The sequence below is a fragment of the Rhizobium sophorae genome (genome assembly GCF_013087515.1).
Taxonomy (GTDB): domain Bacteria; phylum Pseudomonadota; class Alphaproteobacteria; order Rhizobiales; family Rhizobiaceae; genus Rhizobium; species Rhizobium sophorae.
The window spans coordinates 1-22,768 of sequence record NZ_JABFCN010000023.1 but is presented as its reverse complement, the minus strand read 5'-3'; the positions used below and the strand labels follow the sequence as shown (position 1 = coordinate 22,768).

At 60.9% G+C, this 22,768-nt stretch carries 20 protein-coding genes and 3 pseudogenes; 12 read left to right on the top strand and 11 right to left on the bottom strand.

Going from position 1 to position 22,768, the window contains the following annotated elements; genetic code table 11:
- Positions 1-14: 14 nt before the first annotated feature.
- Both G9X64_RS13865 and G9X64_RS13860 read left to right on the top strand, forming a co-directional pair.
- A complete protein-coding gene (locus G9X64_RS13865; protein WP_064650712.1) occupies positions 15-947 on the top strand; it encodes a carbohydrate ABC transporter permease in 933 nt (310 codons plus the stop codon).
- A gap of 40 nt (positions 948-987) precedes the next feature.
- Positions 988-1,887, top strand: a complete 900-nt coding sequence (locus tag G9X64_RS13860) for a carbohydrate ABC transporter permease (protein WP_168315755.1) — start codon at positions 988-990, stop codon at positions 1,885-1,887.
- 113 nt (positions 1,888-2,000) lie between these two features.
- Here the strand turns inward: G9X64_RS13860 and G9X64_RS13855 are convergent, their stop codons facing one another.
- The gene (locus G9X64_RS13855) at positions 2,001-2,393 is read right to left on the bottom strand and encodes a hypothetical protein (protein WP_171376719.1); all 393 of its coding nucleotides are present in this window, start codon (positions 2,391-2,393) and stop codon (positions 2,001-2,003) included.
- A gap of 28 nt (positions 2,394-2,421) precedes the next feature.
- Positions 2,422-2,655 carry a BrnA antitoxin family protein gene (locus G9X64_RS13850; RefSeq protein ID WP_168309054.1) on the bottom strand — a complete coding sequence of 78 codons (234 nt, stop codon included), beginning with the start codon at positions 2,653-2,655 and terminating at the stop codon, positions 2,422-2,424.
- A 269-nt stretch (positions 2,656-2,924) separates the two neighbouring features.
- Between G9X64_RS13850 and G9X64_RS13845 the strand changes: the two are divergent.
- From G9X64_RS13845 to G9X64_RS13835, 3 pseudogenes are all read left to right on the top strand, one after another.
- Positions 2,925-3,734: pseudogene (locus G9X64_RS13845) on the top strand (amidohydrolase family protein); the annotation flags it as partial.
- A gap of 1 nt (position 3,735) precedes the next feature.
- Positions 3,736-4,339 (top strand): annotated as a pseudogene (locus tag G9X64_RS13840) (iron-containing alcohol dehydrogenase); the annotation flags it as partial.
- Positions 4,340-4,349: 10 nt separating this feature from the next.
- Positions 4,350-4,520, top strand: a pseudogene (locus G9X64_RS13835) (YciI family protein); the annotation flags it as partial.
- A 26-nt stretch (positions 4,521-4,546) separates the two neighbouring features.
- Here the strand turns inward: G9X64_RS13835 and ligD are convergent.
- The 9 genes from ligD to G9X64_RS13790 form a co-directional block, all read right to left on the bottom strand.
- Positions 4,547-5,596 (bottom strand): non-homologous end-joining DNA ligase, encoded by a 1,050-nt coding sequence (gene ligD / locus G9X64_RS13830; RefSeq protein ID WP_168315752.1) that lies wholly within the window; start codon positions 5,594-5,596, stop codon positions 4,547-4,549.
- A 351-nt stretch (positions 5,597-5,947) separates the two neighbouring features.
- A complete protein-coding gene (gene derI / locus G9X64_RS13825) occupies positions 5,948-6,403 on the bottom strand; it encodes a D-erythrulose-4-phosphate isomerase (RefSeq protein WP_003562478.1) in 456 nt (151 codons plus the stop codon).
- Between the two features lie 11 nt (positions 6,404-6,414).
- A complete protein-coding gene (locus G9X64_RS13820) occupies positions 6,415-7,185 on the bottom strand; it encodes a triose-phosphate isomerase (RefSeq protein WP_171376718.1) in 771 nt (256 codons plus the stop codon).
- Complete coding sequence (locus G9X64_RS13815; protein ID WP_171376717.1) at positions 7,182-7,958, bottom strand: DeoR/GlpR family DNA-binding transcription regulator; 777 nt, start codon at positions 7,956-7,958, stop codon at positions 7,182-7,184. Before G9X64_RS13815 ends, G9X64_RS13820 begins: the two co-directional genes overlap by 4 nt.
- Before the next feature lie 102 nt (positions 7,959-8,060).
- Positions 8,061-8,996 (bottom strand): sugar-binding transcriptional regulator, encoded by a 936-nt coding sequence (locus G9X64_RS13810; RefSeq protein WP_171376716.1) that lies wholly within the window; start codon positions 8,994-8,996, stop codon positions 8,061-8,063.
- Between the two features lie 69 nt (positions 8,997-9,065).
- Positions 9,066-9,998: a sugar phosphate isomerase/epimerase family protein gene (locus G9X64_RS13805; RefSeq protein ID WP_171376715.1), complete on the bottom strand. Its 933-nt coding sequence runs from the start codon at positions 9,996-9,998 to the stop codon at positions 9,066-9,068.
- A gap of 11 nt (positions 9,999-10,009) precedes the next feature.
- Positions 10,010-11,521: a glycerol-3-phosphate dehydrogenase gene (locus G9X64_RS13800; protein ID WP_171376714.1), complete on the bottom strand. Its 1,512-nt coding sequence runs from the start codon at positions 11,519-11,521 to the stop codon at positions 10,010-10,012.
- Between the two features lie 32 nt (positions 11,522-11,553).
- On the bottom strand, positions 11,554-13,128 hold the full coding sequence (locus tag G9X64_RS13795; RefSeq protein ID WP_246270952.1) for an FGGY-family carbohydrate kinase: 1,575 nt from the start codon (positions 13,126-13,128) through the stop codon (positions 11,554-11,556).
- A gap of 539 nt (positions 13,129-13,667) precedes the next feature.
- Positions 13,668-13,871, bottom strand: a complete 204-nt coding sequence (locus G9X64_RS13790; protein ID WP_246270951.1) for a hypothetical protein — start codon at positions 13,869-13,871, stop codon at positions 13,668-13,670.
- A 49-nt stretch (positions 13,872-13,920) separates the two neighbouring features.
- Here G9X64_RS13790 and G9X64_RS13785 point away from each other — a divergent pair, with 49 nt between their 5' ends.
- From G9X64_RS13785 to G9X64_RS13755, 7 genes are all read left to right on the top strand, one after another.
- A complete protein-coding gene (locus tag G9X64_RS13785) occupies positions 13,921-14,577 on the top strand; it encodes a DUF2291 domain-containing protein (protein ID WP_168315748.1) in 657 nt (218 codons plus the stop codon).
- Positions 14,574-16,118 carry a sugar ABC transporter ATP-binding protein gene (locus G9X64_RS13780; protein ID WP_168309062.1) on the top strand — a complete coding sequence of 515 codons (1,545 nt, stop codon included), beginning with the start codon at positions 14,574-14,576 and terminating at the stop codon, positions 16,116-16,118. The genes G9X64_RS13785 and G9X64_RS13780 overlap by 4 nt, the downstream gene beginning before the upstream one ends.
- Positions 16,119-16,140: 22 nt before the next feature.
- Positions 16,141-17,193 (top strand): ABC transporter permease, encoded by a 1,053-nt coding sequence (locus tag G9X64_RS13775; protein ID WP_168315747.1) that lies wholly within the window; start codon positions 16,141-16,143, stop codon positions 17,191-17,193.
- A 112-nt stretch (positions 17,194-17,305) separates the two neighbouring features.
- The gene (locus G9X64_RS13770) at positions 17,306-18,253 is read left to right on the top strand and encodes a D-ribose ABC transporter substrate-binding protein (RefSeq protein ID WP_003550839.1); all 948 of its coding nucleotides are present in this window, start codon (positions 17,306-17,308) and stop codon (positions 18,251-18,253) included.
- 149 nt (positions 18,254-18,402) lie between these two features.
- On the top strand, positions 18,403-19,245 hold the full coding sequence (locus G9X64_RS13765) for a DeoR/GlpR family DNA-binding transcription regulator (RefSeq protein WP_062941572.1): 843 nt from the start codon (positions 18,403-18,405) through the stop codon (positions 19,243-19,245).
- A gap of 37 nt (positions 19,246-19,282) precedes the next feature.
- Positions 19,283-20,812 carry an FGGY-family carbohydrate kinase gene (locus G9X64_RS13760; RefSeq protein WP_171376713.1) on the top strand — a complete coding sequence of 510 codons (1,530 nt, stop codon included), beginning with the start codon at positions 19,283-19,285 and terminating at the stop codon, positions 20,810-20,812.
- A 42-nt stretch (positions 20,813-20,854) separates the two neighbouring features.
- Positions 20,855-22,600 carry a glycerol-3-phosphate dehydrogenase/oxidase gene (locus G9X64_RS13755; RefSeq protein WP_168315745.1) on the top strand — a complete coding sequence of 582 codons (1,746 nt, stop codon included), beginning with the start codon at positions 20,855-20,857 and terminating at the stop codon, positions 22,598-22,600.
- Positions 22,601-22,768: the final 168 nt, after the last annotated feature.

The window sequence follows — 22,768 nt, the reverse complement described above, 5'->3', positions numbered from 1 at the left end:
TCTGGAGATAAGCAATGTCGATGGTGAATCCGGAGGATAGACGCGGACCGATCTCTTCGCTCCTGCAGAACAACAACGTGCTCGGCTTCCTGTTCATGCTGCCGGCGGCGGTGTTCCTCGTCTGCTTTCTCACCTATCCGCTGGGGCTCGGCGTCTGGCTCGGCTTCACCGATACGAGGATCGGCCGCGACGGCATCTTCATCGGGCTGGAGAACTACCAGTTCCTGATGGACGACAGCGTCTTCTGGCTGTCGGTCTTCAACACCATTCTCTATACCTCCGTTGCCTCGGTGCTGAAATTCGCGCTCGGCCTCTGGCTGGCCATGCTGCTCAACCAGCATCTGCCGTTCAAGTCCTTCTTCCGGGCAATCGTACTGCTTCCCTGGGTCGTGCCGACGGTGCTTTCGGCGCTGGCCTTCTGGTGGATCTACGATTCCCAGTTCTCGATCATCTCCTGGTCGCTGATGCAGCTCGGGCTGATCAGCGGGCCGATCAACTTTCTCGGCGATCCCATAAATGCGCGCATATCCGTCATAATCGCCAATGTCTGGCGCGGCATTCCCTTCGTGGCGATCTCGCTGCTTGCGGGCCTGCAGACGATTCCAGCGTCGCTGCAGGAGGCCGCCTCGCTCGACGGCGCCACGAGCTGGCAGCGTTTCCGCTATGTGACGCTGCCGATGCTGACGCCGATCATCGCCGTGGTAATGACCTTCTCGGTGCTCTTCACCTTCACCGATTTCCAGCTCATCTACGTGCTGACCAAGGGCGGGCCGGTCAACGCGACGCATCTGATGGCGACGCTATCCTTCCAGCGCGGCATTCCAGGGGGGCAGCTCGGCGAGGGTGCGGCCATCGCGGTCGCCATGGTTCCCTTCCTGCTCGGCGCCATCATGTTCAGCTTCTTCGGTCTGCAGCGGCGCAAATGGCAACAGGGCGGCCAAGATTAAGGCCAGGGTTAGAGCCAAATTGGGGTTAGGGAGAGTGATGATGTCGATAAATTCAAACGCCGCCGATCAGGTCGTGACCGACAATGCCGAAGGCATGAGCTATCTGAACCGCTTGCCGCGACGGATCGTGATGCTCTATCTGCCGATGGCCGTCTTCGTCTTCGTGCTGCTCTTCCCGTTCTACTGGATGGCAATCACCGCGGTGAAGCCGAACGAGCAGCTGACCGACTACAGCAACTACAGCCCCTTCTGGGTGGTGGGCCCGACGCTTGCGCACATCAAATATCTGTTCCTTGAGACCTCCTATCCGGGCTGGCTGTGGAACACGATGCTGATCGCGGTCTGCTCCACCTTTCTCTCGCTGGTAGCCTCGGTCTTCGGCGCCTATGCTATAGAGCGCGTGCGCTTCACCGGCTCCCGTTCGGTCGGCCTCGTCATCTTCCTCGCCTATCTCGTGCCGCCGTCGATCCTTTTCATCCCGCTTGCCTTCATCGTCTTCAAGCTCGGGATCTATGACTCGCGGCTGGCGCTGATCTTCACCTATCCGACCTTCCTCATTCCCTTCTGCACCTGGCTGCTGATGGGCTATTTCCGGTCGATCCCATTCGAGCTGGAGGAAAGCGCGCTGGTGGACGGCGCCAACAGATGGCAGATTCTCACCAAGATCATTCTGCCGCTCGCAGTACCCGGGTTGATTTCGGCTGGCATCTTCGCCTTCACGCTATCCTGGAATGAATTCATCTATGCGCTGACTTTCATCCAGTCGTCGGAAAACAAAACCATTCCTGTGGGCGTACTGACCGAACTGGTGCGCGGCGACGTCTTCGAATGGGGGGCACTGATGGCGGGCGCATTGTTCGGCTCGCTCCCGGTGGTCATCCTCTACTCGTTCTTCGTCGACTACTACGTCTCATCGATGACCGGGGCGGTAAAGGAGTGACATCTACCGCGGACACGCCCTTGCTCCTGCAGCAGTTGCGACCGCTTGTTACCGTGCGCAGGAGGAGTGTCCGCAAGATGGGATCAGGGGCCTTGCCATCATGTATCGAAACCTCATCTTGCGGAGATCGAATAATTGTAAATTGCCGCATAGCTCGTCGATACGAGCAGCGGAAATGCGGTGGTCTTGAGTATTTCCGGTGTGCCGGTCGCCGCATGGATTGCAACGAGGATGCTGGCTGAGCCGAGGCAAGCAATGAGAGGCGGCGCCCAAAATCGCGCAGATCCGACGAAGCGCTTTGAAAGCCAGTCGATCACAGACTTCAGGAAAAGCGTCAGGCAGGCGGATATCGCACCCTGCACAAGGCCGGCATAGAGCGGCAATGGCATGGCGTGCGCGCGATTGGCGAAGAGCGCCCAGCTGCCCATTGCCAAAAAGGCGAAGAGAACATGGACAACGCCGCTGCGGAGAAGCCGATGCAGTGCATTCGGCCTCACAGCGACCACCCGTGGCGGACAAGATGATGCAACAGGGTCAGAGCCTATTCTTCATCGCGGCGCGCAATATATCGTTGATCCGATCCTGCCAGCCAGGGCCATCTTCCTGGAAAAAGGCAAGCACATCACTGTCGATCTTGAGCGAAACAAGCTCCTTTGTATTCGGCAGCGCCCGCCGCTCAACAGCTTGCTCCGGCTTTTTCTTCGCGGGTTTGAACAATGCTTCGGCAGCATCCATTGGATTGACAGGTCTGCGGGGCGAGTTTGCCATCGTTATGACTTTCTATTGCCTGTCGGATCGACGTATGAGCGGCATACGGGATCTCGGCTGCTTCGTCGACTGTTTATCTTGTTTTACGACACGGGGATTTAGCCGACCTGCTCGATCGCCAGCGTGCCGGCGGCAGCAACCACTTGTCCTTGCGCTTCCGGTCTTTCGCCTCGGTGAACGCGCAAAAGCCGTCGGCGATGATCAGACATTGACTTCACAAATTCGCATTGCCGGCAGGCTCGGGATGCCAGACCTGCCGGCAATCTGGAGATATCCAGGACAAGCGTTTGCGGCTGATGGATGCCCCCACGGCATCGAGAAAATGATCCTGTCGCTGAACGCTCCGGCCGTGCAGGCGATCCCTGACAAGGCAAAGGCCCTGGAGATTTCCCGACGCGCCAACGACTTTCTGGCGGAGCAATGCGTTAAGAACCGAACCGTTTCCTGGGATTTGCCGCTTTGCCCCTGCAGGATCCGGATGCGGCTGCGCAGGAAGGCGACGGAACGACGCCGCTCTGCTACGACCTGCCGCAATACCGTCCGTTCTGGGCCGAAGTCGAAAAACTCAACGTTCCCTTCTATCTGCATCCACGAAACCCGCTGCCGCAGGATAGCCGGATCTATGCTGGCCATTCCTGGCTAATGGGGCCGACATGGGCGTTCGCACAGGAGACCGCAGTTCATGCCCTGCGGTTGATGGGATCCGGCCTGTTTGACGAACATCCGGCTTTTCGAATCATCGTTGCTCACATGGGCGAGGGACTCTCCATACATGATGTGGCGCATTGACAACCGGAATGCGTGGGTCAAGGTGGAAAAGTACTATCCGGCCAAACGCCCCGATTGCCGATTATTTCAACGAGAACTTCTACATCACGACGTCGGGGAACTTCCGCACGCAATCGCTGATCGATGCTATGCTGGAAATTGGCGCAGACCGAATTCTGTTCTCGACGGACTGGCCATTCGAGAACGTCGACCATGCTGCAAACTGGTTCGACAGCACGACCATCTCCGAAGCCGACCGTCTGAAGATCGGTCGCACCAACGCGGTTTCACTCTTTAAACTTGATCGATAGCATGGTTGCACCTTTCAGATACACGGCCAGCGCGGCCCAGGTCTTCTAGGAGCGGCTCGTTGAACCGTCTCGCCGAGGCGATTGCAGGGCAGGGTGGCAAGCGCGCCCTGATCCTTTCGACCCCGCACCAGAAGGCGGAGGCGGAACGGATCGCCGCATCCCTCGGTCCGCTTGCGGCGGGATTGTTCCACGATGCGACGATGCATACGCCGGTCGATGTGACCGAGCGCGCGATGGCGGCATATAACGCAGCCGGCGCCGATTGCGTCGTCGCGATCGGCGGCGGATCGACGATCGGTCTCGGCAAGGCAATCGCCTATCGCAACGACGCGCCACAAATCGTGGTGGCGACGACCTATGCGGGGTCGGAGGTTACACCGATCCTCGGCCAGACAGAGAACGGGTAGAAGACGACGGTCCGCAGGCCCGGCATCCTGCCCGAAGTGGTGATCTACGACCCGGAATTGACATTGGGATTGCCGGTCAACATCAGCGTCAGCAGCGGGCTCAATGCGATGGCCCATGCAGTCGAAGGTCTCTAAGCACAGGATCGCAATCCAAATTTGTCAATGATGGCGGTCGAAGGCTTGCGCGCGCTGAAGCAGCGCTTTGCCACCGCCGGCGGAGGGCAAGGGTTCTACCGCAGTCGTGATGGCGCAAGTCGAAACGCTCGCCGAGTTCGAGGCGTTCAGCGCAGGAGATCCCTTCGTCCGCTCCGGTGTTTACGCGAGCGTCGATGTATTCGAATGGCGGCCCAGTTTTGGGCTTCTTCTAGAGAGCCTCTGATCGGCGTTTTGACCTGCTGAAAGCGATCAGATATAGGTCATATCGTAGACAGCGGCGTTGTCCTGAACCTCGCGCAGCCCCTTGTACGAGGCATGGCGGAGATTGCCGTCATCCGTCCAGCCGCGAAACTCGATCTCGGCGATCAGCGTCGGCTGCACGAGGACGAGGCGCTTGCCCTTCAGGGGAACAACCGGCCGACTCGTCTTCAACCGGTCCAGCGTCTTTTTCAGGTATTCAGCATCGCTGGCACCGAAACCGGTTCCGACGGAGCCAACGTAAATCCAGTCCAGCCCTTGTCTACCGGCCAGCAGTAGCCTGCCGATGCCGCCGCGGGCGGATGCCGAGGGCTCATAACCGACGATCATGAAGCTCTCGCTCTGGACACATTTGATCTTCAGCCAGTCGCCCGTACGGCCACTGCCATAGGGCCGGTCGCGATGCTTGGCGATGATGCCTTCCAGATGACGACGGCAGGCGTGCTCGAGGAGATCTTCCGCCGGCAGCTCTATCTCCTCGGAGATGCGGATCGTCTGATCGTCGCCTTCCGGTATCAGGTCTTCAAGCAGGTGCCGGCGTACGTCAAGCTCGGTGCCGGTCAGATCGTGTCCATCGAGATAGAGAAGGTCGAAGGCGACGAGGATCGACTCGGTCGATACTCGCTTGCCGCCCCGCCCGCCGAGCGAGCGCTGCAGGGCGCCAAAGTCCGATCGGCCATGGTCATCGAGTACAACTGCCTCGCCATCGAGAATGGCGGTCGTTACGCCAAGCTCTTTTGCTGCGGCGGCGATGGTGGGGAAGCGATGGGTCCAGTCATGGCCGCCGCGGGTGATGACCCGCACACCCTTTGGCTCAATGTGGATTGCCAATCGATAGCCATCCAACTTCACCTCATAGAGCCAATCCGGCCCCACGGGCACAGTAGGCTTCAGCAGTGCAAGGCAGGGCTCGACGCGCGACGGCATCGGATCGAAGGGCAGACTGGGTTGGTCAGGGTCGCGCTTGCGGATCGGACGAGACTGCAGCGTTGAGCGAGATTCGTCGAGCAAGGGCAGAATGGGGCGACGCGAGCGCTTCATGAATAGGTCTGACGCCTCCCCGTGTGGTTTTCGGCGTCAACCGACTTGCGCCGAGCACTCATGATTCTGATGACATTGCTGGGTGCCGCCCCTTGCTTTTCCCTGCTCGGCTTTTTCATCTGCTTTTTCTTCGCTTCGATGGCAACAACGCGACTCAACCGAATCATTCGGCCGATTGTTCCGAGTCGAAACGAATCTCAATTCAAAGACTTAACGCGGAGATGCCTCCCATATTTCAAGTCCCGAATTCGCTGCCGGATCTGGATCGGGCCGAGCAGCCGTCGCGTTGTCGTCCTGGTGCGGCCTCAGTGGCTTGAACACACTCCGCTCGGGCATCCTCATCAGCATTCTTCAGCGGGCGCTGTACTTCGCGTCAAGATCATCCATGGCCTTGACGTTACCGGCAGAGCGGCCGTTCTCGTCGAAGGTCTGGGCCAGAAACGCATCAGCGATCGACTTTGCAAGCTCCGTTCCGATGACGCGGGCTCCCATGGTGATGATCTGCGCATTGTTGGAAAGCGCGGCACGCTCGGCGGAATAGGTGTCGTGCGTCAGGGCGGCCCGGATGCCCGGAACCTTGTTGGCCGAGATGCACACACCGATGCCGGTACCGCAAACGAGGATCGCCTTGTCGTAGGTGCCGTCGATGACGCCTGAGGCGACGCGGTCCGAGAGGTTGGCGTAGAAAGGATCGGCACCGGCGCTGGTGCGCGAGACTTCGTAGACGTCGAAGCGGTCCTTCAGATGGTCGGCCAGAACCTTGGCGAGGCCTTCGCCGGCGCTGTCTCCTGCAATGGCAAGTTTCATTGTCTTTCTCCTCAGAGTTTGGCGGCGCATCTGGCCAGAATGTCGAGGTAGCCTTCGACATTCCAGGCCGAACGGCCGATGAAGAGCCCGTCGATATGCGGGCTCGAAATCAGTTCTTCGCAGTTCTGCGGGTTGACCGACCCGCCGTACAAGCAGCAGATCTTCCGGCCCAGCACAGTTTCGGCAACGGCGATGATTTCAGACTGGCGGGCATCCGCATAATCCGCGGTCGCCGGGATGCCCTTCTCGCCGATCGCCCAGACCGGTTCATAGGCGAGCAGGATTTCGGCAGCCTTTTGGGCGCCCGAAAGTTTCGAAAGCGCACCGCGCACCTGGGTCGCGAGGATGTCGGCAGCCTTTCCGCTTTCGCGATCGGAAAGCGTCTCGCCAATACAGATCAGCGGAATGAGGCCGTGACGAACGGCCGCTTCGGTCTTCAGACCCACAGTCTCGTCGGTCTCTCCAAAATGTTCGCGCCGTTCGGAATGACCGAGCTCGACAAGATCGAGATTGCAGTCCTTCAGCATTACCGGCGAGACTTCGCCGGTCCAGGCACCCTGGTCGGCCCAATGCATGTTCTGAGCGCCGACCTTTACCGAGGTCTTGGCAAGCATCGCCTTGACCTCGCGCACGGCCGTGAAAGACGGAATCACGAAGCGCTGGATACGCGGGTCGCGCGCGGCATCGGCAGCTTCGAGACCGCTGGCGAAATGCGCTGCTTCAGCAAGCGTCTTGTTCATCTTCCAACTGGTGCCAATCCAGAAGCGCGGCTTTTCGGTCATGTCGGATCCTGCGTTGATGCAATGGTGAGCGTAATGCCCGCCTGCTCGAATTCCTCGAGGACAGCAGCATCCGGTGCGCTGTCCGTGATAATCGCGTCGAAGTCGGCCAGATCCGCCATGACATGCAGGGCGGTGTGGCCGATGCGCTGATGGTTGACCAGAAGGCAGGTCCTGGTCGACGACGCGATCATCGCCCGTTTGGCGCGCACGACGTTATCGTCCATGTGATAGGCGCGCCCGCCGCTGACGGCGGGCGTCGAAATGAAGGCGATGTCGGCTCTCAGCCGCGACAGTGCCTCCTCGGTCACAACGCCGAGATAGGCATTGAATTTGGCCGAGTAGATGCCGCCGAGCCCGATCAGCGTGATGCCGGTTTCGCCTTTCAGCCGCTCCATGATCGCCGCGTTGTTGGTGATCAAGGTCAGCGGCCGTTTCTGCAGCAGCATTTCGCCGAGCACGGCCGCCATCGAGCCGTCGTTTACCATCACCGTCATCCCCGGCTCGACCAGTTCCAGCGCGGTCTCAGCCATTGCCAGTTTGGCCTCGTTGCCTTGGCGCTCGCGAATACGGAAGTCGCTTTCGAATTGCGTTCCGGCATCAATGGTCGCGCCGCCGCGAACCTTGCGCAGGACGCCCGCCTGCTCGAGATCGTCGAGATCGCGATGGATCGTCATCTTTGACACGGTGAAGCGATCGGCAAGGTCGTCGAGATCGACGGTCTTGTTTTCGACGAGCAGGTTGACGATCAACTGCTGCCGCTCTTCTCGCCTCATTCCGGTCATCCCACCCATCGTTGATGTTAAGATAACGGAGTATGCGTGATAATCAACATTTATTATGTGATTTTGCGATCAAATGTTGTTGTCTTCCGGTAGCTAGTTCAGCAGTGCCTGCGCGGTTCGTTCGTCGGTGATCAGCCCGAAAAGGCGGCGGCTATTCAGAATTGCTCGGATGGCCGGCACTTTCGACTGTCCGCCCGCCAGCGCCACGAGCCGCTCCTTCTTGGTTTTGGGAAAGGACGCAGACAGCGTGCGCGCCGTCAGCGCGGTGTCGAGGATATGGCCGTCGGCGTCGAAAAAATGTCCGAGGATTTCGCCAACGCCGCCGGCGGCAGCGATGTCGTCGATTTCACCGGGTTCGACCATGCCGGACAAAACCAGTTGCGCTTCGGCATCGACAGTGCCCAGGCCGACGAGCTTCAGATCGGCATTATTGGCAAGATCGAAGACTTCTTTGACGGCACGCTGGGCCTTCAGCACTTCGCGGTCCTCGCCGGTATTGGCGAAAAAGGGAACCGGCATGACATAAGCATGGGTGCCGGTCTTTTCGGCGATGCGATGCATCACGTCATAGGGATTGGCACCGTAGTTTCGTGTCAGGCCGCCAAGCAACGAGACGAAGCGCAGGTTCTTCGCGCTCACCCTCGGCATATATTGGACGGCGGCGGAAAGCGTGCGGCCATGCCCAAGGCCGATGACTGTATTGTCGCCGCGCTCGATCTCGCGCTTGAGATAGCCGGCGCCTGCATGGCCGAGCGCGCGCAGCGGCAAGCCTTCCTCGCCGAGATCGGGTGCGACCTCGCAATATTGAAGCCCGAACCGTTCCGAAAGCCGCATCTCCAGCTCGACGCATTCGACGATATCCCCGTCGATGGTAACTTTGACGACGCCATCGGCGACCGCTCTGGCGATAAGGCGATGGGCCTTTACCGACGGCACGCCGAGGCGGCGCGCAACGTCGGACTGCGTCAGGCCACCGGCATAGTGAAGCCAAGCAGCACGCACGGCAAGCGTATCATCGGCGTCCGTCATCACGGCTCCCTTTCGAAGGTCATGCGGCGATTCCGCCGTATGCAGTGCTGCCTTTTAAAGATCTCCGCCTCAGATGTTCAAGTCGGCGACGCCGGTGTCGATGTGCGGCGCCCAGAAAGCGACGCTTTCGGCGATCTGCGGGATGACCTGGCGATCGTTCGGCTCGCGTTCCTTGAAGGAGAGTTCCAGGCAGATTTCATTGTCCTTCGCCCCACCTTCGGCCAGCGCTTGCAGCAGAGGTGCCGGCTGGATGCGGCCCTTGGCGTTGAATTCGGCGGTAAAGGGCCGGTGCCCGCCCTTGTCCATCAAGCTCTGTTTGATGTGGATGATCGGCGATACCGACGGGACGGCGCGTGCCCAGGCATAGGGGTCGTAGTCGTCGGGATCGGCGGAGGTGATGTCGCCATGATCGATATCCGCCATCATCCACATCGGGATGGCCATTCCGGCGGATGTCAGCCGCTCCTGCAGCGACTGACAGGCGCCGATCGTCTCGCCGAACTCGCGGCCGATGCTCATCGGCTCCCAGAACATGTAGGAGAGGCCTGCGGCGCGCGCATGCTCGGCGACATCGGCCCAACAGTCGATGGCGATCTTGATCAGTTCCTCGCGTCTGGCCGGATCGTCGAAGTCCTTATAGGTGAAGATCGCAAATTGCGTGCCGACCGAATGGCCGCCGAGATCGGCGGTGACGTCGGCAAAGGTCTTGAACCAGTCGACGTAGTAGCGGCGCACCTCGGCATCCGGATGTCCGAAATGGTTGAGGCGCCCATAGGGGCCGGTCATGCCCGAGGTAACCCGCACGCCGGTGCGCTTCAGCGCGGCGCTCATCGTGCGCGTCAGGCGGCGGATGACCGGCGCCTGCCAGCTCGGATTGATGAACTCGTGGGTCAACTGGAGGTCGCGGATCCGCAAATCACGCGCAACCGTGTCGATCAGATCGTCTGGGTCGGCGAAGCGGTTCACCAGCGGATTGGTATTGAGCGAAAGGGTCAGCGGCATGGCGGCATCCTTCAGGCGGCGGCAAGGCGGGTGGAAGCAAACCACTCGCCAAAGGCCGCGCGTTCCGCTTCGTTCAGATGGAGGTAATGTTTGGTGCGGCGATAGAGGATGTCCTCGGCCGTCTCGGCCCATTCCGTGGCGACGAGATAGCGGGCCTCGGCCTCATAGAGCTGTCCGCCGAAATGCCGCCCAAGCCCTTCCATGCCTGTCGCGCCGGCAACCACATTCCTGGCGCGGGCGCCATAGAGACGGCCGTAGTGATGCACGAGTTCGCGCGGCATCCAGGGATAGATATCGCGCAGGCTGTTGGCGAAGCTCTCGTAGTCGGCATTCGGAATTTCGCCGCCGGGCAGCGGCGCTTTCTCAGTCCAGTCGCCTCCCATGTTCGGGAAAATGTGCTTGAGGCGCTGCATGCCGCGTTCGGCGAGCTCGCGGAATGTGGTGATCTTGCCACCGAAGACATTGAGCAACGGAGCGCCGCCAGTCTCGTCGAGATCGAAGACATAGTCGCGGGTAACGGCCGACGGGTTGCCTTTGCCATCGTCAAACAGCGGGCGCACGCCGGAGAAGCTGTGCAGCACGTCGTGGCGACGCAGCTTTTCCTTGAAATAGCGATTGACCGCCTTGAGCAGATACTCGATTTCCGTCTCGTCGGCGGCGACATCCTCGGCCCGGCCTTCGTACGCGATATCGGTCGTCCCGATCAGCGCCTTGTCGCCCTCATAGGGATTGATGAAAATGACGCGTTTGTCGTGGTTCTGCACCAGATAGGCATTGGCGCCCGCCCAGAACTTCGGCACGATGATGTGGCTGCCCTTGACGAGGCGGACGTTGCGGCCGGAGTTCGAACCGGCGACGCGATTGATGATGTCCATCACCCAGGGGCCGGCGCAGTTCACCAGACATTTGGCACGGAAGGTTCGCGTCTCCCCCGTGGCGTTGCTTTTCGTGACCACGGTCCAACCGCCATTCTCGCGACGGGCCGACACGGCCGGCGAGCGGGTCAGCACCAGAGCGCCGTTTTCCGCTGCGCTGACCGCATTCAAGGTCACGAGGCGGGCGTCGTCGACCCAGCAATCGGAATATTCAAAGCCGCGTGTGTATTGATCGAGGATCGGCGTGCCTTCCGGGTCGCGGAGCAGATTGAGCGTCCGGGTCCCGGGCAGCTTCTTGCGCCCGCCGAGATGATCGTAGAGGAAGAGGCCGAGCCGCACGAGCCATGCGGGGCGATCCTCAGGGCTGTGCGGCAGGACGAAGCGCATCGGCCAGATGATATGCGGCGCGGCATTGAGCAGCACTTCACGCTCGATCAATGCCTCACGCACCAGGCGGAATTCGTAATATTCGAGGTAACGCAGGCCGCCATGCACCAGCTTGCCCGAGCGCGACGAGGTTCCCTGGGCCAGATCGTCCTTTTCGCACAGCACGACCTTCAGGCCGCGGCCCGCAGCATCGCGTGCTATCCCCGCGCCGTTGATGCCTCCGCCGATGACGAAGAGATCCAGGAGTTCGGGTTCGGTCATGTCATGCTCCTTCGATGCCTGCTGCATCAGAATTACGCGCCCAGTGGCGACGTCGTTGCGGCTTCGGCAAGCTTGTCCCAGGCGGGCGCCATTGCCTGGCGTACATCGGTATAGGCAGAAAAGAGCCGGTCGAACCGATGGGTCTCGCTGGCATCCGGTATCTCCGGATCGCCGAGCAGCGGCGTCACCCAGTCGGCAATGCAATCGTCCATGCTGGAATAGACGCCGACAGCCACCGCGGCCATCATCGCCACGCCGGCCGCCCCTGTCTCCTCGCGGCGCGACTGACGGATCGGTGCGTTGACGGCGGCCGAAAGTGAACGGCGAAGGGCGACGGAGCGTGTTGCCCCGCCGGTAACCCGCAACTCTTCGGGCATCGCGCCCATCGCCGCGTAGCAGTCGCGGGTGGCAAACCCCAACCCTTCGACCACGCTGCGCAGCAGGTCGGGGAAGCCGTGACGCATCGAAAGCCCGGTGAAGCCCGCGCGCGCATTGGCGTTGACGAAAGGCCCGCGTTCGCCCGCTTCGGAAATATAGGGATGGTAAAGCACCGACCCCGGCCGGCTTTCTGCAAACCAGCCGTCGATGCGCGCAATGAGGTCTGCATGCGAAGCAGGCTTGCCCGCCTCGGCCATCAGATAGGCGGCGACACCAAGGATCCAGTCGATGTTGATCGTGGCGCCCATATTCGTCTGGACCTGAGTGACGATGCCGGGAATGGGCAGGGCGATCACATAGCCGGTGCCCTCACGATTGAGCTGAACGTCGGCAACGGACTTGGCGCGCAAGTGCACGCCGGTCGAGCCGATCGTCGAGCAGGCGGCGTTGCGAGCGCCGCTGCGCACGCCTGCTCCAAGCGCCGTCATCACCATGTCGACATAGCCGAGACAAACCGGCGTTCCGACAAGAAGCCCGCAGGCCTTCGCCGCCTCCGATGTCAGCGGGTGGCTGATCTCGCTGCCGTCGATGATTTCGGGCAGGAGCCCGCGTCTGTGGTCAAGGCCGAGCGCGTCGATCACGACGGCATCATACTGGCGTGTTCTGAAATTGCCGAAGGTGAAACTTGCCTCCGATGGATCGGTTGCTCGCGCGCCTGTGAGGTTGAGATAGAGCCAGTCCTTGCAGTGCAGCGCCGCCTCCGCCCGATCGAGAAGATCCGGCGTGAAGCGGTCCATATGGGCGAGTTGCGCGCCCTGCTGGCAAGTGTTGAGGCCGGTGCCTGTTGCCTCGAAGCGGGCACGGTTCTGCGTTCCGCCGGCGAGCGAGTTGACTGTCGGCGCGGCGCGCGCGTCGAGCCACAGCCAGGCATCGGCAACCGGCCTATTGCCGCGGCCGACGAGCCATGTGCCGTCGCCCTGTCCGGTGACGGCGATGGCTGCGGTGCGGGACGCAAGATCAGGGACTTTTTCGCCGAGGCCACGCAACGCGCTGGCGCAATCGAGCCAGGTCTGATCCAGCGACTGCGTTGCCGAGCCATCGTCTCCGGTGGCGTATCGGTTGCGAACGGAAGCCGTGGCGATCTGGCGTCCGGACAGATCGAAGGCGACAGCCTTGATGACCGAGGTGCCGGCATCTATGCCAATGATGATCTTCTGGGTCGATGTCATCGCAGGCCTATCTCGCCACCATCGCAAGCGCCGCGGCGGGCAATACGCGCAACAAATTCATCCGAAGTCCTCCCGATCCCTAAACTCTCTGGGATGATGCATCCGGCTGCCAACGTCGGTCCTTTCACGGATGACGGCAATCGCGCCGCCGTTGGCAAATCCCAGATCTGGCGCGCAGCCGAAACCTCCCTAGCTTCACTCGAAATGATAACATAAAGATACCATAATGCCAGTAAGATTTTTCTAGCGATGTAATTTTTTTCATTTAAAATAGAAGAGTGAGGAGTTTGCTTCCGCCCCGCCACGCCATCAGCGGGCGGCATCAAAAGCCGCAGTATGCGCAATATTCAATCTGTGAGATATTGCATTCAAAACAGACAGATGGCGCCAGCGCTCGGTAGAATGACAAGTGTGAAAGCGTCTGCATTTTCTACCCCTTTTTGCTGCAGTGCAGCGTGATAAACAAGATGTGAGGTCGTGCATTTCAGTCGAGTTACCGCGAAAGTGCCGTTGACAGCCTATAAAATATATAACATCATTTACGACATAAATAACATACTTCTATCACGGAAGTGGGCTTCCTGATGGAGAATTTGCAGGCCCAGGCGGTTGGAGGAGACAGCCGCCGGTCTTGTTGAGGAGGCTTCCAATGCGAATTTTCGTCCAGAGTTGCGCTCTTGCGAGCGGTCCGCCGGCTTCTGTTCCGGTGCGACGCAATGCTTCAGCGCGTCTGCGATCATCATCGCGCTAGCCTTCTCCACCTCGCCATTCCAAGCCAAAGGCCGTCCGGACATGAGTACCTCGCCCGATTATCCAGCATCAAAGCCGAGCAGCGGCAATCGCACGCTCCTTGTCAGCGCGGCGTTGGCGGCCGTCGTCGTTGCGGCGATCGTGTTCGATACGACGGTCGTCAGGATCGGTTCCGAAAACGATGTCCGGCAGCAGGCATTCTCTCCGGAAACCTTCGGCGCCGAGCAGTTCCCGAAGATCAAGGCGAATGTCGAGGAGCGGGCCGTTGCGGCGGCCGATCTCGCGGCCGCCATTGCTGCCGACAAGAAGGCGGCGGCCGAGAAATACGGTACCGCGACGAGCACCGGCCCGGTCATTCCCGTCACGCTGACCGGCGTTTTCGGCGCCCGCAAGTCGAACACCAACGAAATGAAGATCGATGGGTTGCCTCCCGAGACGGTGGTCCGTGTCCAGACCGGCCCTGCGGTCAACGGCACGGACCTCCGCGATGCAACCGGCACCATCGAATTCGGCCAGTTTACCAACCAGATCCAGTATCAGGATGCCGGCTCGGCCATCAATAACGAGATGAAGAAGGCGGTTTTCGCGGGCCTGGATGCTGACGCCCTGGACGGAAAGCAGGCGACCGTGGTCGGCGTCTTCAAGCTCATCAACCCGAAGAACTGGCTCGTCACGCCGGTGAAGGTCGAGCTCAAATGAACCAGCCGCAACGCAGCAACGGGGCGAAAGGCGAGGTCGTCCTCGCTGCCCGCAACATCGCAAAATCCTACGGCAGCGTTCACGCCCTCAAGGGAGTGAACTTCGACATCCATCGCGGCCAGGTCACAACCCTGTTCGGGGAGAATGGCGCGGGCAAGTCGACCCTGATGAAGATCCTTTCGGGTGTGGCGCAGCCAAGCTCCGGCGAGATCATTCTCGACGGCTCGCCGATCAGCTTTACCTCGTCGACCCATGCCCGCGAGTGCGGGATCTCGATCATTCACCAGGAGCTCAGCCTCGCACCCAATCTCAGTGTGCGCGACAATATTTTCATGGGCCGGGAGATCATCAAGGGCGGTGTCGTCGACTTCGCTGAAGAGGCGCGTCAGACCCGCGCGCTGATGGAGGAACTCGAGGAAGACATCGATCCGCTGACGCGCGTCGAGGATCTTCGCCTCGGCCAGCAGCAGATCGTCGAGATTGCCCGGGCGCTCTCCGTCAATTCGCGCATCCTGATCATGGACGAGCCGACCTCGGCGCTGAGCGCGACCGAGGTGGAAGTGCTCTTCAAGGTCATCCACGACCTGACGAGCCGAGGCGTGTCGATCGTCTACATCTCGCATCATCTGGAAGAGGCGCTGCAGATCACCAATCACGCCGTCGTTCTGCGCGACGGAAACATGACGGCCTACGCCGAGCGCAAGGATATCGATCTCGAATGGATCGTCCGCAACATGGTCGGCGAAAATTTCGACCTCGGCAGCCCGCCGGAAGGTCATACTTTCGGAAACGTTTCGCTTTCCATCGAAAATCTCAGTGTCCCCGGTCCCTCCGGCGCTGCCTATAATGCAGTCGATCGTCTGTCTCTCAAGGTGCGTGCCGGCGAGATCGTCTGCATCTACGGGCTGATGGGCGCCGGACGCACGGAACTGCTCGAGTGTGTTGCCGGACGTCTGCGCGCAAGTGGCGGACAGGTTCTGCTCGAAGGACAGGACGTCAGTGGGCTCAGCATCGCCGGGCGCATTACCAGCGGTCTCGTGCTCGTGCCCGAAGATCGCCAGCGCGACGGTCTCGTCCAGACGATGACGGTCGGCTCCAATCTGTCGCTTGCGAGTATCCGCGCCTTCACCAAAGGGCTTTTCACCTCCGGCCATCGGGAGCGCGATCTCGTCAATGACGCGATCCGGCGCGTGCATGTGAAAACCGATGGCGGTGCGGCTTCGATCGGCTCGCTCTCCGGCGGCAACCAGCAGAAGGTCGTCATCGGCAAGATGCTGGCAACCCAGCCGAAGGTCATCCTGCTCGATGAGCCAAGCCGCGGCATCGACATCGGCGCCAAGGCGGAAGTTTTCAAATTGCTCGCGGAGCGCGCCAAGCAGGGATTGGCGGTCATCTATTCGACGTCCGAAGTCAATGAATGCCTGAGCATCGCGCACCGCATCATCGTCATGCATCGCGGCAGGATATCGGCCGAGTTCGGCTCGGATGTCACCAAGGAAAAGATCATGGCCGCCTCCGGCGAAGCCGTGGTCGCGCACTAGCCTGGATTATGGAGCACTGATTATGTCAGTCACGAATATCACCGAAAAGAAATCAGTTTCCAGTGGGCAGAAGCGCAATACCAATATCGTGCGTCTCATTCTGGAGGGCCGGGCCTTCTTCGCGCTGATCGTCATCATCGCGGTCTTCTCGTTCCTGTCGCCCTATTACTTCACGCTGAACAACTTCCTGATCATGGCGTCGCACGTTGCGATCTTCGGCATTCTGGCGATCGGCATGCTGCTCGTCATCCTGAATGGCGGCATCGACCTTTCGGTCGGCTCGACGCTTGGGCTTGCAGGCTGCATCGCCGGTTTCCTGATGCAGGGCGTCACGCTCACCTATTTCGGCGTCATCCTCTATCCGCCGGTCTGGGCCGTCGTCGTCATCACATGTGCGCTCGGTGCACTGGTCGGTGCGGTCAATGGCGTGCTGATCGCCTATCTCAAGGTGCCGGCCTTCGTCGCCTCGCTCGGCGTGCTCTACGTGGCCCGCGGTATCGCGCTCTTGATGACCAACGGCCTGACCTACAACAATCTCGGTGGCCGTCCGGAACTCGGCAATACCGGCTTCGACTGGCTCGGCTTCAACCGGCTCGCAGGCATTCCGATCGGCGTCATCGTGCTTGCGGTTCTCGCGATCATTTGCGGCATCGTGCTGAGCCGCACTGCCTTCGGCCGCTGGCTCTACGCCTCAGGCGGTAACGAGCGGGCCGCCGACCTTTCCGGCGTCCCGGTCAAGCGCGTGAAGATCGTCGTCTATGTGCTTTCGGGCGTCTGCGCTGCGATTGCCGGCCTGGTCCTCTCCTCGCAGCTGACCTCAGCCGGTCCGACGGCTGGCACAACCTACGAACTGACGGCGATCGCAGCCGTGGTCATCGGCGGGGCGGCGCTGACCGGCGGCCGCGGTACGGTCCGCGGCACCATGCTCGGCGCCTTCGTTATCGGCTTCCTTTCGGACGGCCTCGTGATCATTGGCGTCTCGGCCTACTGGCAGACCGTATTCACCGGCGCTGTGATCGTTCTCGCCGTCCTCATGAACAGCATCCAATACGGCCGCCGGGTCAAATCGTCCTGACGGCTGAGACCGAAACTTATCCACGACGGCAGGCTGGAGTCCAGGAAAGCCGATTGGGGAAAGCAACGCCGGATCACCGGCAATAACTGAGCTCACGAATGGGAGAGAGACTATGTTTAAGAAAGGCATGCGCATACTTCTGGCCGCCGCGGCCGTAGCACCGCTTCTTGCAAGCTCGGCTTGGGCAGCGGGCATGATGACGATCATCGTCAACGATCCGTCGAATCCATACTGGCTGACGGAAGGCAATGTCGCCAAGGCAACCGCCGAAAAGCTGGGCTACACGGCCTCGGTCAACGCCCACAAGGGTGACACCAATACCGAAAGCAACCTGATCGATACGGCGATCACTAACAAGTCGGTGGCGATCATCCTCGACCCGGCAAACGCCGACGGTTCCGTCGGCGCGGTCAAGAAGGCCGTTGCTGCCGGCATCCCGGTCATCCTCGTCAATGCCGAAATCAACCAGGAAGGCCTGGCGAAGGCGCAGCTTGTTTCCAACAACGCACAGGGTGCCGCCCTCGGCGCGCAGCAATGGGTCGAAGCGATCGGCGACAAGGGCAACTATGCCGAACTCTTCGGCGCGCCGTCCGACAACAACGCGGCAACGCGTTCGAATGGCTACGAGACCGTCCTTTCGCAGTATCCGGATCTGAAGAAGGTCGCCAAGGAAGTTGCCAACTGGGACCGCACCCAGGGCCACAACAAGATGCAGTCCATGCTGCAGGCCAACCCGGATATCGTCGGCGTCATCTCGGGCAATGACGAAATGGCGCTCGGTGCGATCGCCGCGCTCAAGGAAGCCGGCAAGCTCGCCAATGTGAAGGTCGGCGGCTTCGACGGTTCGCCGGATGCCGTTGCCGCCATCAAGGCGGGCGAACTCCAATACACCGTCCTCCAACCGGTTGCCGTCTTCTCCGAGGAAGCCGTCAAGCAGGCCGACAACCTGATCAAGACGGGTAACACAGGCGCCAAGAGCGAAAAGCAGCTCTTCGATTGCCTGTTGATCACCAAGGACAACATCGACAAGTACACTGGCCCGTTCGTTCTGGCGCAGTAAACGGTAGAGGGCGCTCGCAAGAGCGCCCTCATTTTCATGCTGGAAGCGATGGCCGGCGGTCCAACCGCCGGTTGCGCTTCGCCTTTTTGCCTTGGCGCGGCAATCACTGTACGAAGCTGGGATCCATAATTCAGCGACAGGGGTGACCCGTGACACAGAAGACCAGCCGGGACGACGATCTGTTGGACCAGCTCACCAGCGACAGCCGGCAGACGCGCCAGATCGCGCGCCGCCGCATGATTGCAGAGGCCGTGATGGGTGAAGGCTCGATGCGGATTGAAGACCTGACGGACCGCTTTGGGATCAGCCTGATGACGGCTCACCGCGATGTCGATGAACTTGTCAGCCGCGGCCTCTTCAGGAAGACGCGCGGTATCGTCACGGCGGCGGCGACCAATCTCATCGAATCCAGCGACGTCTACCGCTCGAACCGTCAGTCAGCCGAAAAGAAGCTGATCGCCGAGGCGGCAATGCAATTCGTCGAACCGGGGCAGGCAATTTTTTTCGACGACTCGACCACGGTTCTTCAGATGGCGGCACATCTGCCTTCGAAGGCGCCGGTCACCGCAATTACCAATTCCCTGACCCTGATGAATGCGCTGACGGGCCTGCACGATGTGACGCTGCTCGCCCTCGGCGGCCAGTATTACAATTGGTGCAATGCCTTCATGGGTCGCATGACCATCAACGAGATCAAGGCTCTCAGGGCCGATGTCGCGTTCATCTCGATGTCGGCGATCAGCGATGGCACGGTGCTGCACCAGTCTCCTGAAACAGTCGATACCAAGCGCGCCATGTTCGATTGTTCCGTAAAACGCATCCTGCTTGCCGATCATACCAAGTTCGAACGGCGTGCGCTCCACAGTTTCGCAGCACTGGATGAGTTCGATGTCGTCATCGTCGACGACAAGACCCAGCCGGTGCACATCGACCGCATGCGGTCCAGAGATATTAACGTGGTCATCGCCAAGGGCGCCGGAGGGCGCTCCTGACGGCGCCGGCCTGTTGCTCCTCGTGAGGTAAATTTAAATGCCGACACTGCTCGGGATCGATAGTGGTTTGACAGTCACCAAGGCCGTCATCTTCGATATCGACGGCACGCCGCTTGCAGTCGCGCGCCGCCGCGTCACGCAGTTCATTCCGAAGGCCCGCCATATCGAGCGTGACATGGATGAATTGTGGAACGCGACGGCCGATGCCATCCGCGAAGCGATTTCCCTTAGCGGACGGCCGGCGAGCGACATAGAGGGCATTGCCGCTACCGCGCATGGAGACGGCATCTACCTGCTCGATCACGCCCAAAAGCCGCTCGGCCGGGCCATTCTCTCGCTGGACAGCCGGGCAGGGGCGATCGTCGACCGGTGGATGGAGAGCGATGTCGCCGACCTGGCGATCGAGCTGACGGGGCAGATCCCGCATGTCTCCGCGCCATCGGCATTGCTTGCCTGGATCCGCGAAATGGAGCCTGAGCGCTACAAGCGCATTGGCCATTTCTGCAGCTGCAAGGACTGGCTGCGGTACTGCCTGACCGGGATCATCGGTACGGACCGCACCGAGGCCAGCACCTCCTTCACCAATGTCAAAACGCAGAACTACAGCGAGGACGCCCTTCGGCTGTTTGGATTGCAGGATCTCGTCCACGCCCTGCCACCAGCCTCGCGCTCCGACCAGGTCGTCGGGCGCGTGACCCGTGAAGCCGCGCAGCGGACGGGCCTTGCCGAAGGAACGCCTGTCGTTGCCGGTCTGCACGATGTCACCGCCTCGGCGCTCGGGGCAGGGGGCTATGCCAGGGGCGTTGTCGCAGTCATTGCCGGGACCTATTCGATCAACGAGACGCTTTCGTCGGAACCGCGTGTCGATCGGCGCTGGTTCTGCCGCAACGGGATTGCGCCGGGCGTCTGGAACAGCATGTCGATCTCCCCGGCATCGACGGCCAATTACGACTGGTTTCTCGACACGCTCTGCGCTGCCGAGCGAACGAATGGCGACGTGCAAGGCAACTCGATCCACGCCCTGTTGGCGCCCGAGATCGACGCCGCTTTCAAGCGCCCCTCGACGGCGCTCTTCCATCCCTATCTGTTCGGCTCGCCTTATGGCGCAGCCGCCAGCGCCGGCTTCTTCGGGCTCGGTGGATGGCACGACCGCGGCGACATGCTGCGCGCCGTGCTTGAAGGCATCGCTTTCAATCATCGCATCCATGTCGACGCGCTTCGCGACGGCTTTGCCTTCGATCAGGCGCGGCTCGCCGGTGGCGTCTCGCGAAATCCTGCCGTCGTGCAGATGTTTGCCGATGTGCTTGGCATGCCGGTCACGGTAACCGAGACGGATGAGGCGGCGGCCTGGGGTGCTGCGCTTTGCGCCGGGTCCGGCGCGGGTATCTTTGCCGATCCGCAGAGCGATCCGCGCGATACGGCTTCCATCGCGAAAACTTGCCGGCCGGATGCGGCGCGCAGCGCGGATTATGAAAAGCGTTACCGGGTATTCCGCGACATTGCCGATGCGATGATCCCCCTTTGGCCGAAGATTGCCGCGCTTGCGCCGGAGCAATCGGCAAACTGAAAAGACAATGCCTGCTGCGGCGGGCGATTTAGGACGACGAGCATGACCCCCGATTTGCAGCAACGCTTCTCGAACCTCGGCGAGAACAATATCGACGTTTTGATCATCGGGGCAGGCATCAACGGCGCCGGTCTGTTCCGCGACCTCTCGCTACAGGGTGTCAATTGCCTGATCGTCGACAAGGCCGACTTTGGTTCCGGCACGAGCGCCGCACCATCGCGGCTCATTCACGGCGGCCTGAAATATCTGGAGACGGGCGAATTCGGACTGGTGGCGCAGTCGACGCTTGAGCGCAACCTCCTGCTCAAGAATGCGCCGCATTGCGTCGAACCGCTGCCGACTTTCATTCCGGTCTTTTCCTGGACCCGCGGCATCTGGGCGGCGATCCGGACGCTCCTTGGGTCGAAGACGGCGCCACGCAGCCGTGGCGCGGTTCTGATCAAGATCGGGCTTCGGCTCTACGACTTCTTCGGTTCGCGCGACCAGGTCATGCCGCGTCATCGGCTGATCCTGAAGAAACAGGCGCGCAGGGAAATGCCGCATATTACCCCCGCCATCGTCGCCGGCGGCATCTATTACGATGCCAAGATCAGCAGGCCGGAGCGGCTCGTCTATGAGCTCGTGAGCGATGGTCTCGATACGAATGCGAGGAGCCTCGCGGCAAATTTCGCGACACTGGCTGCCGTTTCAGAAGGGCGTTTGACCTTCCGGCACCCCGACGGTCGCGAGTTCAGCGTCGCTCCCAAGCTGGTCGTCAATGCGGCAGGTCCTTGGATCGATCAGGTCAACACTTTGCTCGGCGCTCCATCGCGGCTGATCGGCGGCACAAAGGGTTCCCATATCCTGCTTGACCATCCCGAATTGGTGCGAAGCCTCAACGGCCACATGATCTACTTCGAGGCCGACGACGGCCGCATCTGCCTGGTCTACGACTATCTCGGGCTGGCACTGGTCGGGTCGACCGATATTCCGGCAGGTGATCCGGACAATGTTTCCTGCGAGGAGCCGGAAACCGAGTATTTCCTCGAAAGCATCCGCTCGCTGCTGCCGACGCTGCGCTTCGATCGCGATCAGATCGTTTACAGCTATAGCGGCATCCGCCCGCTACCGGCTTCGGATGCAACCGCACCGGGGCTGATCAGCCGCGACCACTCCGCGCCGGTGAAGGAACCCGAGGACGGCAGACCTTTTCCGGTCATTTCGCTGGTCGGAGGCAAGTGGACGACGTTCCGCGGCTTTGCGGAAGAGGTCGCCGACACCGTTCTCTCCCGGCTGCAACGCCGCCGCAGCCAGTCGACACGCTATCTGGCGATAGGCGGCGGCAAGGCCTTTCCGGCGGATGCCGAGCAGCGTAACGCTTGGATCGGCGATGCCGCGGCGCGCAGCGGCGTTGCTGCCGAGCGTGCCGGCGAACTGCTCGGCCGCTATGGCACGACGGCTGTGGCCCTGCTCTCTTTCCCTTCAAGCTATTCCGACGAACAGCGTCTGACGGGTGCTGCACGTTATAGTCTCCGGGAGATCGACTGGATCGCCCGGAACGAACTCGTTGTCCATCTGTCGGACATCGTGATGCGCCGCACGACGCTTGCGATCGAGGGCCGGTTGACGCTGGAAGGCCTGCGGGAAATCGCCGCCGTTGCCGAGGCGGCGCTCGGCTGGAGTGCCGAACGCACGGCAAGCGAAATCCAGGAGGTTGTCAGCCAGCTAAGCCGTTTCCATGGCCAGACGCTGACGGGCACGCCTGCCGCCGCCGAGCCGGAAAAGACACCCCGCCCGGCGTTGGGCTAGAACAGGATGATTTTAGGCCCGGTCGGCCTAAAATCTGAATCCTGTTCTACATTATATAGTTAGAGCTTGATGTCGTCCGAAAGACGCTCACGCTTTTCGGCATCATGCTCTAGGAGCCGTGGACTCTTGGGATTCCCAAAGCTGAGCAAATCAGATTCAAGACTGTCT